We start from the raw sequence: 17,594 nt of genomic DNA, 5'->3' as shown, positions 1-17,594 counted from the left end.
CACTCTCTGCATCATAGGCTATGATTTTATGTACATACGGTCAGGAGAGGAAACACCCCTAACACCGTTTTAACACCCTTTCGTCACGTCTGCGTTTATTGAGGTATCTGCATGGAGTCCAGATCTTTTCTTAAAAGCTGGGGGGCCGAGTTCGTGGCCGCCGACACAGTGCGTTTTCGTGTTTGGGCGAGCGGTCAGGAAAGTGTCATGCTCAGGCTCACAGGCAAGGAATTTAAGATGAACACGGCCGGTGATGGCTGGTTTGAATTTACTGCAAGCGGGATCACGCCGGGCGCAGAATATAATTATATCCTGGCAGAGGGCACCGTTCTGCCTGATCCCGCTTCACGAGGGCAAAAGGCCGATGTTAATGGACCCTCCCTGGTTATTAATCCGCAAAGTTATCGCTGGAAAAACGCGCAGTGGCAAGGTCGCCCCTGGGAGGAGACCGTATTTTATGAACTACACGTAGGTACCTTTACTCCTGAAGGAACGTTCAAAGCCGCAATTGAAAAACTGCCTTATTTGGCAGACCTCGGTATTACCGCTATTGAAATTCTGCCCGTGTCGCAATTTGGCGGTAACCGGGGCTGGGGCTACGATGGCGTGCTGCTCTATGCGCCGCACTCTGCCTATGGTACGCCGGATGATTTTAAAGCCTTTGTCGATGCCGCTCATGGTCATGGCATATCGGTTGTGCTCGATATTGTGCTGAATCATTTCGGCCCAGAAGGTAACTATCTCCCGCTGCTCTCGCCAGATTTTTTCCATAAGGAGCGAACAACGCCCTGGGGTCCCGGCATTGCCTATGACGTCGATGCGGTGCGCCGCTATATTGTCGAAGCACCACTCTACTGGCTGAAAGAGTTCAGTCTGGATGGGCTACGCTTTGATGCTATCGATCAGATTGAAGACAGTGCTGAGAAGCACGTTCTGATTGAGATTGCCGAGCGTATCCGGGCCGAGATCGCCGATCGGCCCATCCACCTGACCACAGAAGATAGCCGCAACGTTATCTTCCTGCACCCGCGTGACGAAGAGGGCGTAACGCCGCTGTTCAGCGGCGAATGGAATGACGATTTCCACAATGCCGTGCACGTATTTGCTACCGGCGAAACCCACGCCTATTACCAGGATTTTGCACACGAGCCGGAAAAATATGTGGCCCGGGCGCTGGCCGAAGGATTTGCTTACCAGGGAGAGGTATCAGCCCACTCTGGCGAGGCGCGTGGCGTAAACAGTGCCAGCCAGCCGCCCGTAGCTTTTGTTGATTTCATCCAGAACCACGACCAAACAGGCAACCGCGCCCAGGGTGAGCGGCTGATTGCCCTGGCAGGAGCCGATCGAACGAAAGTACTGCAGGCTGCGCTGCTCCTGTCTCCGCATATTCCGCTGCTGTTTATGGGCGAAGAGTATGGCGAAAGTAATCCCTTCCTGTTCTTTACCGATTTCCATGGCGATCTCGCCAAAGCCGTGCGCGAAGGGCGGGCCAGAGAGTTTGAGGGCCACAGTGGTTACGACGGGGAGAGCGTGCCCGATCCTAACGCTGAGAGCACCTTTATGCAGTCGAAACTGGACTGGAAAAAGCCTGAAAATCACGAAGGGCAGTCCTGGCTGGCGCTAACCCGGGCGCTGCTGCGGCTGCGTCAGCAGCATATCGTGCCGCTGCTGGCAACCGCCGAAGGCAATTCAGGCCAGGTAGTTAACACTGCCGACGGCTTCCTCGCCGTCACCTGGAGCTTCCCGAAAGGCACTCTCTCGCTGGCGCTAAATATTAGTGAGCGTAAGCAGACTCTACCGGACTTGCCCGGCGAAACCATTTTTGCCTGGCCGAATGCGACAGATGAACTGTCGCAGAACTCAATTGTTGTTCGCCTTGCATCAGGAGAAGCAAAGTGAAGATCCCAACCGCGACCTACCGAATCCAATTCCGTAACGGCATGACCTTTGATCGCGCCGCTGGCCTTGTGCCCTATATGCAGCAGCTTGGCATTAGCCACCTCTACGCCTCACCGATTTTTACCGCTACGTCTGGCTCGACGCATGGTTATGATGTCACTAATGCCAACGAGATCGAGCCAGCCATCGGTGGCCGGGAAGGTTTCGACCGTATGGTGAATGCATTGAAGGAGGCGGGGCTTGGCCTGATTCTGGATATCGTTCCCAACCATATGGCGGCCTCGCTGGAGAACCCCTGGTGGCGCGACGTAATCGAAAACGGCGAAAAGAGCCGCTATGCCCGCTATTTTGATATTGACTGGTCGCGCCGCCTGACCCTGCCGTTCCTTGGCGATACCTTTGAAGCCGAGCTGGATAAGGGCGATATCACTATTCAGGCGGATCCGCAGAGTGGAAAACCCGCGTTCGCCTATTTTGAAAGCTTCTATCCGCTTTGCCCGGAGAGCTATCAGGGGCGCGAAGACGAGGTGCTTAAGCTCACCGATAAAGCAGAGCTTATCGCGCTTCACGAGCGCCAGCCCTGGCGGCTGATGACGTGGCGGGATGCAGCACGGGATCTCTCCTATCGCCGCTTCTTTGAAATTACCGGCCTTGCGGGCGTTCGGGTTGAGGACGATGCCGTCTTTGACGATAGCCATCGGCTGATCCTCGAGCTGGTACGCAGCGGGGCGGTAGACGGTCTGCGTGTCGATCATGTAGATGGCCTTGCAGATCCCAAAGGGTATCTCCAGCGCCTGCGTCAGGAGGCTGGGGCCGACTGCTACATTACCGTTGAGAAGATCCTGGGTAAAGGGGAGCATTTACCTGACGACTGGCCGGTGTCCGGTACTACCGGGTATGAGTTCATTGCCGCGCTCTCTGACGCGCTCGTGGATGATGACCGGCTCGAGGCGCTGCGCAAAGCCTACGATAAAACCCTGGGCAAGCAGGCTGATATGAAGGCCGAACTGCGGGCAGCCAAGCTGCTGATGGCCGACAGGAATTTTGAAGGCGAATTTACCACCTTGCTGAAGCTGGCGCTCGGTATTGCAGAGCGAGAAGGGATCCCAGCTCAGGAGGCGACGATCCGCGCCGCTTTACGCGAACTTTTGGTTGCTTTCCCGGTCTATCGCACCTATGGCACAAAAGAGGGGCTACCACCAGCCGATGCTGAGCTGCTGCAAAAAATCGTGGTGAAGGTTAAGGCCAGCGCCACAGCGCCGGATCCTGACGCGCTCGATTTCATCACCGGTATTCTGGCCGGATTGCTCTCTGATTCCGTCTCTGACCAGGCGGCACTTTTCCGCACCCGTTTTCAGCAGCTCACCGGGCCGCTGATGGCTAAATCAGTTGAGGATACGCTCTTCTTCCGTCAGAACATGGGCCTGGCGCTTAACGAAGTAGGGGCTGAGCCGCTACGGCGTGCTTTCTCCCTTGAGCGTTTTCACGATGAGATGAAAATCCGGTTAGAAAAACAGCCTAATGCGCTGTCTGGTACCTCGACCCATGACACCAAACGCGGGGAAGATACGCGCGCACGGCTCTACACCCTGACGGAGGCTCCGGCACGCTGGGCGGTATGCGTGGCCCGCTGGCAGGAGATCAACCAGCATAAGGTGGTTCAGCTTGAGGATGGCCCGGCGCCGAAACCCGCTGGAGCATGGATGCTCTATCAGGCGCTGGCAGGTGTGTGGCCCGTAACGCTCCAGCCCGATGACGCCGAAGGCCTGAAGGCGCTGGAGGCGCGTTTCCTGGACTTCGTTGAAAAAGCCCTGCGGGAAGCGAAGCTGCGGACCGACTGGGTTGACAGCAACGATCCTTTTGAAAAGGCGATGCTCGACTATGCCCGGCACCTGCTTTCTCCGGATAACCAGGCCTTCCTGCAGGATTTCGTTAGCTCGCTGCAGCCGTTTATTCGCGCCGGGCTGGTTAACAGCCTGACCCAGACGGTGATTAAGCTCACCGCACCGGGCGTGCCGGATATCTATCAGGGCAGCGAGGCGCTTAACTTTAGCCTGGTCGATCCTGATAACCGCCGCGAGCCAGATTTTGCCACGCTGACTCAACAGCTCGTCGGCGACGAACAACCTGTTCCGACCAGCGAAGAGAGCTGGCAGAGCGGCCTGCTTAAGCAGCAGGTTATTGCCCGAAGCCTGCGCCTGCGTCAGCAGAAGCCCGCGCTGTTCCGTTATGGCGACTATCTGCCGCTGACGGTAACCGGGGAGCGGGCGGATCACGTTATCGCCTATGCCCGAGTGACGCCGCGGATTCGAGGCGGTGATGCGCTGATCGTCATCGCGCCGCGCCTTGCGCTGCGGCTGCCTGACGATGCTGAAGCGGCATGGTTTACCGATACCACGATTGCGTTGCCGGAAGCACTGGCAGGCCGTCGCTACCGCAATATTCTCAGCGGAGACGTTCTCTCCCTGGGCGATCGACTCGATTTGACCAATATCACTGGAGATGTACCACAAATATTGATAGCTGATTGATTTGAATCCTGAAAATTTGCAGCGCTTAAACGCGCCTGGTTGCTTATTGCCTGAAGGAATGTGCCCTCTGAAGTCCACATTCTATGGAGAAGAATGAATGAAACACAGTAACGCTTATAAAATCCTGCCGGGGGATTATCATCTTCTCGGCGCAAACTACGATGGTGAGGGTGTCAATTTTGCCCTTTTCTCGGCGCATGCAGAGCGCGTTGAGCTTTGCCTCTATGATCCAAGCGGCAAGAATGAAATTGCCCGCCTCGAACTGCCGGAATATACCCATGAAGTGTGGCACGGCTACGTGCCGGGCCTGAAGCCGGGCGCGCTCTACGGCTTCCGCGTGCACGGACCTTTCGATCCGGAGAACGGTCATCGCTTCAACCCCAATAAGCTGGTTATTGATCCCTATGCCCGGGAGCTTGTTGGCGACGTAGAGTGGAACAAAGCACATTTCGCCTACGACATGCAGCATGAAGATAAGGATCTGACCTTCGATAAACGGGACAGCGCACCGTTTATGCCGAAGTGCCGGGTGATCGATCCTCACGAGTTTGACTGGCAGGACAATAATCGTCCGAACATTCCATGGTCGCAGGCGATTATCTATGAAACCCATGTGAAGGGCTTCACCCAGCTCAACTCTGCGCTGCCGCAAGAGCTGCGCGGTAACTTTGAGGGAATGGGCCACAAGGCTACTGTGGACTACATCAAAAATCTGGGCATTACCTCGGTCGAGCTGCTGCCGGTTCACTGGTTCCCGGACGACCAGCATCTGCTGGACAAAGGTCTGAAAAACTTCTGGGGCTACAATACGCTTGGCTTCTTTGCGCCAGCGTCGCGCTACTTCGGGCCGAAGGGTATTCAGGGCTTTCGCGATATGGTGCGCGCATTCCACGACGCGGGTATCGAGGTTATCCTCGACGTGGTCTATAACCACACGGCGGAAGGTAACGAGCTTGGCCCAACGCTGTCGTTTAAGGGGATCGATAACTTCTCCTATTATCGCACGCTGCCTGACCAGCACCGCTACTACATTAACGATACCGGCACGGGGAACACCGTTAACACCTCCCATCCGCGCGTGCTGCAGATGGTGATGGACTCTCTGCGCTACTGGGCGGAGTCGATGCATATTGACGGTTTTCGTTTCGATCTCGGTACAATCCTTGGCCGTGAGCCGGAAGGTTTCGACCAGCGCGGCGGCTTCTTTGATGCCATGACGCAGGATCCGGTGCTGTCGAAGCTGAAGCTTATCGGTGAACCCTGGGACATTGGCCCTGGTGGCTATCAGGTAGGTGGATTCCCGCCGGGCTGGGCAGAGTGGAACGACAAATACCGTGATACGGTGCGCGAGTACTGGAAGGGCGATAACGTTGCATCCGATTTTGCCTCCCGCCTGCTTGGATCGGGCGATCTCTACGACATACGTGGTCGCCGCCCGTGGGCGAGCGTTAACTTTATCACCGCCCATGATGGCTTTACGCTTAACGACATGGTGTCGTACAACGAAAAGCACAATGAAGATAACGGCGAGGATAACAACGACGGTCACAACGATAACCGTTCGTATAACTACGGTGCAGAAGGTCCGACTGACGACGAGAATATCAACGCGATCCGCGAGCGGCAAAAACGTAACTTCCTCGCTACGCTGCTCTTCTCTCACGGCACGCCGATGCTGCTGGCCGGGGATGAGTTTGGTCGCAGCCAGATGGGCAACAACAACGGCTACTGCCAGGACAGCGAAATCTCCTGGGTGCAATGGGACGATCTGCCCGCCTCCAGCGAGGCGCTGCGCGAGTTTACGCGACAGATAATTAAGTTGCGTACCGAGCAGCCGCTGCTGCGCCGGGAAAGCTGGCGCGATGGTCTGCTTATCGAGTGGTTCAACGCTGAAGGGGGCATTCAGCAGCCAGAGCACTGGCATGAAGGATCGGCCCTGGTGGTCTATATCAGCCGGCCGGATCTGAAAACGGAAGAGGGGATTTGGCACGACGTGCTGATGCTGCTCAACCCGTTTGAGGAGAGCATGGAGTTCCGTATCCCGCAGCCCGGCCAAAGCGGCTGGGTGCTGGAGCTGACCACCTTTGATACGGAAACGCGCGGCATCGTGATTGATAGCGAAACGGACTTTACTTTGGAAGGGCGCAGTATTGCCCTGTTCAGAAGGCCGTAACGCCTATTAACAGCGCCTGCCCAGGCGCGGATCGATAATAAACGGCTCTGCTTTAACACTCAGCAGAGCCGTTTTTGCATCGGGATGCTCCGGGTTAAATAGCGCGTTCCACTCGCCAGTAATCGTGCTCGGTACCCGCAGCAGCAAACCATTGTTTACGTCGGCCAGCCATTGATCGCCAATCTGCTGGGTAGAAATCGGGACCGGATCGGCCTGCCAGTCCTCAGGTAACGTATTGAGATCGAGCGTAGCGATCAGCTCAGTCGGGATCTCAATAGTTAGAAAGCTGTAGCCTTCAGCGATGTCCTCGATTTCCAGATGCACCAGCATTTCCAGCACGCAAAGCGCTTTTGTTGAACCGAGATAGACGCACTCCCGACCCCGTGAGTTCCAGCGGCCACCGAAAGTGCGTGCGCCATAGCCATCAAATGCGGTCGCGACGTAGCGTGACTTCACCAGTCGCCAGAAAAGCTGCGTCTCCATTAGCTCAGTACGCCATGCTCAAGCCTGCCGACGAGGGTCAGTACCGCTTCAGCTCCGGCAGGGGTAGAGAGCAACTCTGCTGGTTTTTTGCCCCCGAGGCCCTTCGCGGGTTTGTTAAGCCACTGAGCCAGCCGGGCGTTATCGTCGTTGAACAGCTCGCGCGCCGCGCTGATGGCCCGAGCCAGGGTATAAACCCGTGCGCTCTGCTCAGGAGAGAAACGCTTCTCTGCACTGTTCAGCCTTCGGCTGTAGGTGTTGCGATCTATCCCGGCCATTCGTAGCAGCGTCGCCTCGTCAAGCTGGGTCGCATCGGTGATGCTACGTAAGATAGTTGCGCTCAGCCCAATATTGATGCTGTCGTGGGCGGCAATTGCCGCGGCAGGTAGGCCCAGCGTGCTGAGCAAGTCATGCGGAAGGGACGCTGCCTTGGGAGTAAAAAGTTGCATGATCATCACGCCTCCTGTTCATTTGATATCTATTTTAGTTCAAATGAACAGGAGGCACAATGCATACTATGCCTTAGCGACGGAAATCGATCACCATGCGGCCACGGATCTTGCCTTGCTCCATCTCCTGGAAAATAGTGTTGATATCTTCCAGAGGACGGGAGGCGACTTTTGGCACCACTTTACCTTCGGCGGCAAACTGGAAAGCTTCAGCCAGATCCTGACGGGTACCCACCAGCGAACCGACGACCTGAATACCGTCCAGCACCAGACGGGGGATATCGAGGCTCATTGACTCCGGCGGCAGGCCAACGGCCACCACGCGACCACCGGCACGCACCGCATCCACGGCGGAGTTAAACGCCGCTTTGGCGACGGCAGTGACCACCGCAGCATGTGCGCCGCCGGTTTTCTGCTGGATGATCTGCGCGGCGTCCTCGTTACGGGAGTTGATAGTCAGATCGGCTCCCATCTCTGACGCCAGGCTGAGCTGCTCATCGTTGACGTCGATAGCGATCACTTTGGCGTTAAAGACGTTCTTCGCATATTGCATCGCGAGGTTGCCAAGGCCGCCAAGGCCGTAGATGGCAATCCACTGCCCAGGTTTGATATGGGAGATCTTGATCGATTTGTAGGTCGTCACGCCTGCGCAGGTGATACTGCTGGCTGCGGCAGGATCCAGCCCATCCGGGACTTTAACCGCGTAGTCCGCGACCACAATGCACCCTTCGGCCATGCCGCCATCGACGCTGTAGCCCGCGTTTTTTACCTCACGGCAGAGGGTTTCGTTACCACTGTTACAGTATTCGCAGTGCCCGCACCCTTCATAGAACCAGGCCACGCTGGCGCGATCGCCCGGCTTCAGCGAGGTGACGCCCGGCCCGACCTCTTCAACCACGCCAATGCCTTCATGGCCGAGGATAACCCCGGTTTTGTCACCGAAATCACCGTTTTTAACGTGAAGATCGGTATGGCAAACCCCACAGCACTCCATTTTTAACCGCGCCTCACCGTGACGAAGGGCGCGTAAGGTTTTTTCTTTGATTTCTACTTGATGATCGTGAGTGACTACAGCAGCTTTCATTTTTATCTCCTTATGGGTATGCAGTTGGATGATGCATAACGTAATGCGCCTCGGGAGACGCAATTACCCCTTTAGGATTAATGACTTCTGTATAAGATGCAACCACCTGGAAATATTCTGCAATACTTTGTGAGAATCATTCGCAAATGGGGTAAGAGGTGTAGGCCCGGCAAGCGTAGCGCCGCCGGGCAACTCATTAAATTGACGTTCGGCGGTAGCTGCGGTACTCCGGTCGCCAGAAGTTATCGTCGATAGCCTGCTGCAGCGCCTCGGCGGAAGTTTTCACCGCCACACCTTCTTTCTGGGCAACTTTACCCACCGCAAAGGCGATAGCACGGGAGACGTGCTGGATCTCATCGAGGCCCGGCAACACCATACCGTTGTCGTTGGTCCGCAGCGGGGAGTGCTCCGCCAGGGTTTCGCTTGCGGCCATCAGCATTTCGTCGGTAATGCGCGACGCGCCGGCGGCGATGACGCCCAGCCCGACGCCAGGGAAGATATAGGCATTATTGCACTGGGCAATCGGGTAGAGCTTATCTTTCCACTGCACCGGTGGGAAGGGGCTGCCGGTTGCCACCAGCGCATTGCCGTCGGTCCAGGCGATGATATCCTGCGGCGTTGCTTCTACGCGGGAGGTCGGGTTAGAGAGCGGCATAACGATCGGACGCGGACAGTACTTATGCATCTCGCGGATAATCTCTTCGGTAAACAGGCCGGTCTGGCCCGAGACGCCGATGAGAATGTCCGGCTTGACGTTGCGCACCACGTCCAGCAGGGAGATGGCATCGCCGCTGGTCTCCCAGCTCTGAATATTCTCCTGCTTCTGCACCAGCTTGCTCTGGAACGGCAGCAGGTTAGGCATCTGATCCGTCAGCAGGCCGAAGCGATCGACCATATACACTTTTTGCCGTGCTGCCGCTTCGCTCAGCCCTTCGCGCTGGGTTTGGGAGACGATCTGCTCGGCGATGCCACATCCGGCAGAGCCTGCGCCGAGGAAGACAATCTTCTGGTTGCTCAGCTGGCTGCCTGCGGCGCGGCTGGCCGCGATCAGCGTGCCCACCGTTACCGCTGCGGTGCCCTGAATATCGTCGTTAAACGAGCAGATCTCGTTCCGGTAACGGTTGAGCAGCGGCATGGCATTTTTCTGGGCAAAGTCTTCAAATTGCAGCAGCACGTCCGGCCAGCGCTGCTTCACGGCCTGAATAAACTCATCCACGAACTCATAGTATTCATCGCCGGTAATACGCGGATGACGCCAGCCCATGTAGAGCGGGTCGTTAAGCAGCTGCTGATTGTTGGTGCCGACATCCAGCACCACCGGCAGCGTGTATGCCGGGCTGATACCGCCGCAGGCGGTGTAGAGCGACAGCTTACCGATAGGAATGCCCATGCCGCCGATACCCTGATCGCCAAGTCCCAGAATACGTTCGCCGTCGGTGACCACAATCACTTTGATATTGTGCGCCGGGACGTTCTGTAAGATGTCATCCATCATGTGGCGATTTTCGTAGGAGATAAACACGCCGCGCGCGCGGCGGTAGATCTCAGAGAAGCGTTCGCAGGCAGAGCCGACCGTGGGGGTATAGATCACCGGCATCATCTCATCGAGATGGTTTTCCACCAGACGGTAGAAGAGGGTTTCGTTAGTGTCCTGGATGTTACGCAGATAGATGTGCTTATCGATATCCGTTTTGAAGCCCTGATACTGTAGCCAGGCGCGTTCGGCTTGCTCTTCAATGGTCTCCACCACTTCAGGAAGCAGGCCAAGCAGGTTAAAGTTACGTCGCTCTTCCAGGCTAAAGGCGCTGCCTTTATTAAGCAGGGGGAACTCTAACAGCACGGGGCCAGCATAGGGGATGTACAGCGAACGGTTTTTCTTGTACTTCAGCAACATCTCAAAAACTCCTGGATAAACGGATCCCGGCGATGGCACGGTTACCTGCGTGCGGTCGGGGTGGATAGTACAGCGGGGGGAGTATAAAGCATGCTTAGTGCAATTTCTTGTTACTTCGCTGAAACATATTCATAAAGAGAAACGCCACCGGAGCGGTGGCGTGGAAAGCGATGATGCGCGGTGGTTAATGCATTACTGGGCGCGACGATGGCGACCATGGCGTTGCGTAACCACTTTTTCGCTGCCGTCTTCACTACGCACGATCTTTCTCTGATTCGACAGCTTGTAGTCCAGACCTAAAATATGACGTGCCTGACGATTCGTTCTCATGCTAACTCCTTAATTCTGTTAATAGTTTCAAGGACCAGTCCGCAGATGCGAACCGGGCAAAGCGTATCCCATAGCTAAATTAGCATACTGGTTTTGGTGAGTGAAAAATGTGCTGCACCGTTGAATTACGTTAATTCCCTCCGCCAAAAACCTGGACGGCGCGTTGCAGGCGTGCGGCACGGGAGGAGAGGTCGCAGGCGGCGTCGGTGACCCGCTCAACCATGCCAGTATTGTTATGGGTCATCATGCCGATACGCGAAACGGATGCGTTAATAAGCTCCAGCGCCAGGGTCTGTTCCAACGTAGCGGTGCCAATCTCTTTGATCATATTCGACATCTGGATCACGTTAGCGATCATCGCCGTCAGGTGGGTCTCGGTGTTCTCTACCATCTTCACGCCGCTGCTGACGTTGGCCACGTTCTGCTCGATCAACGTTTTGATCTCTTTCGCGGCGGATGCTGAGTGTTGCGCCAGTTTACGCACCTCGGCAGCAACGACTGCAAAGCCTCGACCGGCCTCACCGGCGCGGGCGGCCTCAACGGCAGCGTTGAGGGCCAGAATATTGGTCTGAAAGGCTATGCTGTCAATAACGCCAATAATATCGACGATCTGCTTATTATCCCGGGAGACGGACTGCATCATAGAGATGGTTTGCTGCATAATACTCCCGCTATTCATCGCGCTGCTGCTGGTTTCGTCAGCCCGGGACATCGCTTCTGATGCCGTTTCCGCCGTCTGCTTCACCGCGCTGGCTATCTCCTCAACTGCCGCCGCCGTCTGATGCAGATCCGCCGAGGTCTCTTCGGTACGCTGCTGCAGGGATCGCCCCTCTTCAGCGATGCGCTGGCTGACGTTGCGGATCCCATCCAGCTGGGTAGTGACATCCCCAACCAGAGAGTTAAGGTTTAGGCCGGACTGATTGACGAGGCGCAGTAGCATGCCGATCTCATCGACGCGGTTAAAATGAAAATAATCAGCCCGTCTTCCAGAAACAATCTTTTGCATTTGCGTTAAGATTAATTTTAACGGATGCGAAACCTGCAGCTGTATAAAAAGTGTGGCACATAAAAAGAGAGTAATCGCGACACCTGACTGAACCGGGGCTGGCAGATGAATAAACGGCAGGGTAGCAGTAATCAATGCAGCAATACCCAGCGCCAGATTTATACGCCGGGAGAGACTTAACCATTTAAACAGCGATAAAAAAGAGAACAGCCCCCGCCGCACCACTACGCCCTTATAGAAACGATATCCCTTTAATCTATTGGCGTTTATTTGCGCATAGAGGTTTTCACTCGCGTTAATCTCTTCCCGTGGCGGAATATTTCTCACTGAGATATAGCCGGTCAGTTTATCCTGGTGAAAGACCGGGGTAACGTTAGCGCGTACCCAGTAGTGATCGCCATTCTGACGTCGATTCTTCACCAGCCCCGTCCAGCTCTCTCCCTGCTGGATAGTAAACCACATATCGGCAAAGGCGAGTGAAGGCATATCCGGATGGCGGATGATATTATGCGGCTCACCGACCAGCGCGTCTTCTGCAAACCCGCTGGCTTCAATAAAAGCCGAGTTGGCGTAAGAAATATGACTTTGCGTATTGGTTGTGGACATGAGCGTCGTGCCGACGTTAAGAAAATACTCTTGCTGTGTAACAGGAGTGTTACGCTTCATAAATAACTCCATAATCAAGCGTCTTGCAATAAATAAAAAAGGAATACATATTCTTCTTATAGCCCGCGCATTTTCCACTATGATTTGAATAACGAGAAGTAGCCCGAGGAAATATTTTTAGCTCCTCTAAATATTGTCTTTAGCATTAGTTGCACAAATGAAAATAAATAAAGCAGGCAGTGTTAATGTTTTAGCAAACAGCAAAAACCTAACGCAAATAGAGAGGGGTTCGTGCTATGCCGCAAAAATAATCTAACCTTTACAGGTACCTTTAATCGCTGGACAGGCTCAGGAGATGGATATGCATACCCCTCACGCTTCAGGACGTTCGCGCTTTGCCGTAGCGCTGTATGAGCTACTCAATCCCATTCCACTCGGCTTTTTTACCGCCGCCTGGATCTTTGACATTCTCTATATTAAAAGCATGCAGATTATGTGGACCGACGCCGCCAGCTGGCTAATTGTTATCGGTCTGGTCATTGCCATTATTCCGCGCCTGATAAATCTGGTGCAGGTCTGGATAGGGCGGCGCTACGCCTTTAATTCACCCGTTAAGCTGCACTTCTGGCTCAACCTTCTCGCCATTCTGCTGGCGGTAATCAATGCCTTTATCCATAGCCGCGATGCGTATGCCGTCGTCCCGCTTGGCGTGATGCTATCTTCGTTAGTCGTGATCCTGCTACTGCTGGCTAATGTTCAACTCGCGCTGCGCCAGCGTAACGCTCAAGGAGAAGTCATATGAAAAAATATAACCGAGCGTTACTCAGCGCGGCGATTGTTGCCCTGCTAAGCGCCTGTGATAATGGCGCCAGTATCGATCCGCAGAAGCAGATGGGGCCAAACCCGGAGCTGCCGCAGGCGCAAAACTTCCTGTTGCCACCGATGCAGGTGCCGGAAGGCGTGCCGTGGAAGGAGGGCGAAAAGCCTACCGTTCCTGCCGGGCTGCAGATCGAAAAAATTGCCGATGGCCTGAAGCATCCGCGCCAAATCTATGTATTACCCAATAACGACGTATTGGTGGCGGAATCAAATAGCACGCCGAAACCCACCACGCGGCCTAAGCAGCTGATTATGGGCCTCGTGCAGAGCGCCTCCGGCAAGGCGGGAAAAGGCGGTGACAGTATAACCCTGCTGCGCAACGTCAACGGCAAGTGGGAGAAGCATACCTTCATTGAGAACCTGCACTCGCCGTTTGGTATTCAGCTGATCGGCAATACGCTGTGGGTTGCCAATGCCGACAGTTTAGTGAAGTTCCCCTATGAAACGGGGCAGACCTCTATCAGCACGCCTGCCGAAGAGGTGACCGAGCTGCCCGGCGGGCCGATCAACCATCACTGGACTAAATCGCTGCTGGCCAGCCCCGACGGCAGCAAGCTGTATGTCGGCGTCGGTTCGAACAGCAATATTACTGAGAACGGCATTGGGGCAGAGTACCGCCGGGCAGCCATCCTCGAGGTGGACGCCGCCAGCGGAGCGAGCCGCATCTACGCCAGCGGCCTGCGTAACCCCACCGGTCTGGGATGGGAGCCGCAGAGCGGCAAACTGTGGGCTATCGTCAACGAACGAGATGAGATCGGTTCCGATTTAGTGCCGGACTATATGACCTCGGTGCAGGAGAACGGCTTTTACGGCTGGCCCTACAGCTACTTTGGTCAGCACGTCGATGAACGCGCTCAGCCCCAGCGGCCGGATCTGGTAGAGAAGGCCATCAAGCCCGACTACGCCATTAGCTCGCACGTGGCCCCGCTCGGCCTGCTGTTCTATACCGGAGACAATATGCCGCAGTATCGTGGCGGCGCGTTTGTGAGCGAGCACGGCAGCTGGAACCGCAAGCCGCTTAACGGCTATCAGGTGATGTGGGTGAAGTTTGAGAACGGCCAGCCGGTAGGATTGCCGCAGCCGGTGGTCACAGGCTTTTTAACCGACGACCAGAAGCAGGTTCGCGGCCTGCCCGTGGGGCTGGGGATGGATGCCCAGGGCGGGCTGATTATCGCTGACGATGCGGGCGACGCCGTCTGGCGGGTCAGCGCCGCGCAGTAATTAACGTGAAAAAGGCTGCCATAAGGCAGCCTTTTTTATGCGTTTCGCTTAACGACTGAATCACGTACGATCAGCGAGCCTTCATGCAGCGACTGCGGGACGCTGTCCGGAGATAACAAGATACGTACCGCATCGCGGATCATCTCATCCATCGGAATGTGCACGGTGGTCAGAGTGGGGGTAAAGTAGCGACCAATGATGGAGTCATCGAATCCGGCGACGGAGATGTCGCCCGGCACCCGCAGGCCATGGTCGATTATGGCCTTGGTCACGCCGATGGCCATGTCATCGTTAGCGGCGAGAATGCAGCTCATGGGCCGTTCCTTTTTCAGCAGGGCGCAGCCCGCCTCGTAGCCGCTTTCGGTACTCCAGCTGCCGCGCACGATCAGCGTTTCGTCAGGCGTCAGGCCCGCAGCGTTAAACGCATCGCGATAGCCAGCCAGCCGGCTGTCACCCGTCGGCGAGCCTTCACCGCCGGCAACAAAAGCGATGTTGCGGTGCCCCTGGGACAGGAGATACTCCACCATACGTATGCTGCCCTGGTAATGATCGACAAACACCGAGCTGCTGCGGTTGCGCTTTAGCTCACGGTTGATCACCACAATAGGGACGCTGCTCTCATCGATAATATCATCGAGTTCATCAACGCTGAGATACTTGGGGTAGATCATGATCGCCTCACAGCGCAGCTGCACCAGGAAGTTGATAGCGTTACGCTCATCCTCCCGGCTATGCTTGCCGTCGGCCAATACCAGCTGACGCTGGAGATCTTCACTGCAGGTCGCCGCCTGGTAGATCATGGCGGAGAAGAACGGCCCGTTATACAGGCCGTTGGTGATCACCAGTCCCACCGAGTTGGAACGACTTGTCGCCAGCGTACGCGCCAGCAGGTTAGGGCGATAGCCTGTCTCCTCAATGGCCTTGAAGATGCGAGCTTTCACCTCTTCGCTGACCACTACCTTACCGTTTAGCGCGCGGGAGACCGTTGCTTTTGAGACGCCCGCTCGCCTGGCGACATCCAGTATCGTGACCATAACCTTCCCCAATTATTTATCAGCGTATCAGGAGACGGTCATTAACGGCATCTCCTGACGAATGGCGCCCCCGGACTGGAGCTTCGTCAGCTGAAACTCATCGCTGTTGATCACCAGCACCGGCGTGGTGAGATCGTATCCGGCACGCTCGATGGCGTCCTTATCAAATTCCAGCAGCGGCGTACCGGCTTTCACCACGTCGCCTTCCTTCACCAGCGGACGGAAGTGCTCACCCTGTAAATTCACGGTGTTCAGGCCAACGTGAATCAACAGCTCCGCGCCGTTGTCGCAGGAAAGGCCAATGGCGTGACGTGATTCGATTACCGTTTCCACCCGAGCGTCGCAGGGCGCAACCACTTTACCTTCATGGGGCCGAATAGCAACGCCATCGCCCAGCACCTTTTGCGAGAACGCTTCGTCTGCAACCTCTTCCAGGGCAATCACATCCCCGCTAAGCGGGCTATTCAGCGCAAGACGGGTTTTCGCCGCTGCGGTTGAGGTTGTGCTGAGCGGGGCACTCTCCGGCGTCTCGGTGAGCGTCTCTTCTGCCACCGGATCGTCAAAGCCCACAAACTGCACCAGTATAATAGTCAGGACGATAGCCGTTGCGCTACCGGCAAGTTCACCGATGAAAGACATCGGTGCATCCGGACTAATGGCGTTTACCAGAGTAAAGAGGCCCGGCAGCGCCGCGTAGGCGTAGTAAAGGGAGCCAAACAGGCTGGCAACCACCGCACCCACTGCGCCGCCGATGCAGCCGCAGATAAACGGCTTCTTAAAGCGCAGCGTCACGCCATAGATCGCCGGTTCGGTAATGCCGAAGATGGCGGTTACGCCCGCTGACAGGGAGGTGGTTTTCAGTTCGCGGTTGCGGCTTTTCAGGAAAACGCCAAACACGGCGGCCATCTGGCCGATTACTGCGATGGTCTGATAAGCCTGGAAGGAGTCATATCCCTGGGTATCGAAGTTGGCCATGATCACCGGGGTAATACCCCAGTGTACGCCGAAAATAACGATGATCTGCCATACGCCACCGATGAGTGCAGCGGCGACCGCAGGCGCGGCAGCGAACAGCGCATTATAGCCGCTGGCGATGCCCATCGCGGCCCAGGTGGTAATAGGCCCGATGACGATAAGGGTCAGCGGAACGATGATCACAAAGCAGATCAGCGGGGTGAACAGGGCGCTCACCACATCCGGCAGGATCTTCTCTACCCGCTTTTCAAGCCAGGAGAGCGCCCAGACCAGGAACAGCGGCGGCAGTACCGAAGAGGTATAGACCGTCTTTGCCAGCGGAATAAACAAGAAGGTAATGGTCTCTCCGTTGGCAATGCGGCCCGCCATCGCTGACCACTCGGGATTGATCAGCGCGCAGCAGCAGAGTACGGCAATAAACGGATTACATTTAAAGTGGCGCGCGGCGGTAATAGCGATGAACACCGGCAGGAAGGCAAACGGCGTCCACGACATGAAGTTGAGGATGGCGAAGGTACCGGTGGTTTTGATATCGGCATCAATCAGGCCGACAACAATCAGCAGCCCCTGAAGAATGCCGGCGGCGGCAAGGATGTAAACGATGGGGGCGAATACCGCAGACATGGTGGCAATCACCGCATCAAGCCAGCGGGTTTTTGGCTTGCTGGTCGTCCCGGCGTGGTTTTCGCCCAGCAGCGCAGAGAGGGCGTTGAACACGTCGGCAACGTGAGTACCAATAACGACCTGGAACTGACCGCCGCTCTCTACCACGGCAATCACGCCGGGCAGGTTCTGGATCCGGCTTTTCGCCTCGGCAGGGGTATCGTTTAAAACCAGGCGTAAACGGGTGGCGCAGCGTGTAAAGCTATTGATGTTCGCTTCGCCGCCCACCTCCTGAAGAATGTCACTGGCTAACTTATTGTAATCCCTAATAATGGCCATTCTGATGTACCTTTTTTATGGGTTTTGAGTGTGTGACTTTTGTTTGAAACCGGTTTCATGCTAGCAGTGAACCACTTCCTTGCAACCGGTT

At 55.9% G+C, this 17,594-nt stretch carries 13 protein-coding genes; 5 read left to right on the top strand and 8 right to left on the bottom strand.

Annotated features, from left to right (window positions below):
* Positions 1-111 precede the first annotated feature (111 nt).
* From treZ to glgX, 3 genes are all read left to right on the top strand, one after another.
* Positions 112-1,899: a malto-oligosyltrehalose trehalohydrolase gene (gene treZ, locus RTN40_RS00275; protein WP_312226679.1), complete on the top strand. Its 1,788-nt coding sequence runs from the start codon at positions 112-114 to the stop codon at positions 1,897-1,899.
* Positions 1,896-4,430 (top strand): malto-oligosyltrehalose synthase, encoded by a 2,535-nt coding sequence (gene treY / locus RTN40_RS00270; RefSeq protein WP_312226678.1) that lies wholly within the window; start codon positions 1,896-1,898, stop codon positions 4,428-4,430. The genes treZ and treY overlap by 4 nt, the downstream gene beginning before the upstream one ends.
* Positions 4,431-4,527: 97 nt before the next feature.
* The gene (gene glgX, locus RTN40_RS00265) at positions 4,528-6,603 is read left to right on the top strand and encodes a glycogen debranching protein GlgX (protein ID WP_312226677.1); all 2,076 of its coding nucleotides are present in this window, start codon (positions 4,528-4,530) and stop codon (positions 6,601-6,603) included.
* A 6-nt stretch (positions 6,604-6,609) separates the two neighbouring features.
* On the opposite strand, the gene RTN40_RS00260 is transcribed toward glgX, so the two are convergent.
* The 6 genes from RTN40_RS00260 to RTN40_RS00235 form a co-directional block, all read right to left on the bottom strand.
* Positions 6,610-7,086, bottom strand: coding sequence for an RES family NAD+ phosphorylase (locus RTN40_RS00260; RefSeq protein WP_312226676.1), 477 nt, complete (start codon positions 7,084-7,086; stop codon positions 6,610-6,612).
* Complete coding sequence (locus tag RTN40_RS00255) at positions 7,086-7,538, bottom strand: antitoxin Xre/MbcA/ParS toxin-binding domain-containing protein (RefSeq protein ID WP_312226675.1); 453 nt, start codon at positions 7,536-7,538, stop codon at positions 7,086-7,088. Before RTN40_RS00255 ends, RTN40_RS00260 begins: the two co-directional genes overlap by 1 nt.
* Positions 7,539-7,605: 67 nt before the next feature.
* Positions 7,606-8,616 carry an alcohol dehydrogenase AdhP gene (gene adhP / locus RTN40_RS00250; protein WP_312226674.1) on the bottom strand — a complete coding sequence of 337 codons (1,011 nt, stop codon included), beginning with the start codon at positions 8,614-8,616 and terminating at the stop codon, positions 7,606-7,608.
* Positions 8,617-8,812: 196 nt separating this feature from the next.
* Positions 8,813-10,510: an NAD-dependent malic enzyme gene (locus RTN40_RS00245; protein WP_312226673.1), complete on the bottom strand. Its 1,698-nt coding sequence runs from the start codon at positions 10,508-10,510 to the stop codon at positions 8,813-8,815.
* A 192-nt stretch (positions 10,511-10,702) separates the two neighbouring features.
* A complete protein-coding gene (gene sra, locus RTN40_RS00240) occupies positions 10,703-10,840 on the bottom strand; it encodes a stationary-phase-induced ribosome-associated protein (RefSeq protein ID WP_312226672.1) in 138 nt (45 codons plus the stop codon).
* A gap of 130 nt (positions 10,841-10,970) precedes the next feature.
* A complete protein-coding gene (locus RTN40_RS00235; protein ID WP_312226671.1) occupies positions 10,971-12,512 on the bottom strand; it encodes a PAS domain-containing methyl-accepting chemotaxis protein in 1,542 nt (513 codons plus the stop codon).
* A gap of 295 nt (positions 12,513-12,807) precedes the next feature.
* Here RTN40_RS00235 and RTN40_RS00230 point away from each other — a divergent pair, with 295 nt between their 5' ends.
* Both RTN40_RS00230 and RTN40_RS00225 read left to right on the top strand, forming a co-directional pair.
* Positions 12,808-13,254 (top strand): DUF2231 domain-containing protein, encoded by a 447-nt coding sequence (locus tag RTN40_RS00230; RefSeq protein ID WP_409418491.1) that lies wholly within the window; start codon positions 12,808-12,810, stop codon positions 13,252-13,254.
* On the top strand, positions 13,251-14,552 hold the full coding sequence (locus tag RTN40_RS00225; RefSeq protein WP_312226669.1) for a sorbosone dehydrogenase family protein: 1,302 nt from the start codon (positions 13,251-13,253) through the stop codon (positions 14,550-14,552). Before RTN40_RS00230 ends, RTN40_RS00225 begins: the two co-directional genes overlap by 4 nt.
* Positions 14,553-14,587: 35 nt before the next feature.
* On the opposite strand, the gene RTN40_RS00220 is transcribed toward RTN40_RS00225, so the two are convergent.
* Together RTN40_RS00220 and RTN40_RS00215 are read right to left on the bottom strand one after the other, a co-directional pair.
* Positions 14,588-15,586: a LacI family DNA-binding transcriptional regulator gene (locus RTN40_RS00220; RefSeq protein WP_312226668.1), complete on the bottom strand. Its 999-nt coding sequence runs from the start codon at positions 15,584-15,586 to the stop codon at positions 14,588-14,590.
* 27 nt (positions 15,587-15,613) lie between these two features.
* Entirely contained in the window at positions 15,614-17,503 is a 1,890-nt protein-coding gene (locus RTN40_RS00215; protein ID WP_312226667.1) for a beta-glucoside-specific PTS transporter subunit IIABC, read from the bottom strand.
* Positions 17,504-17,594: the final 91 nt, after the last annotated feature.

The organism is Pseudescherichia sp. (genome assembly GCF_031987975.1).
In the GTDB taxonomy this organism is placed as follows: Bacteria; Pseudomonadota; Gammaproteobacteria; order Enterobacterales; family Enterobacteriaceae; genus Pseudescherichia.
The sequence above is the reverse complement of the archived record's forward strand: the minus strand, read 5'-3'. Positions and strand labels throughout refer to the sequence as shown.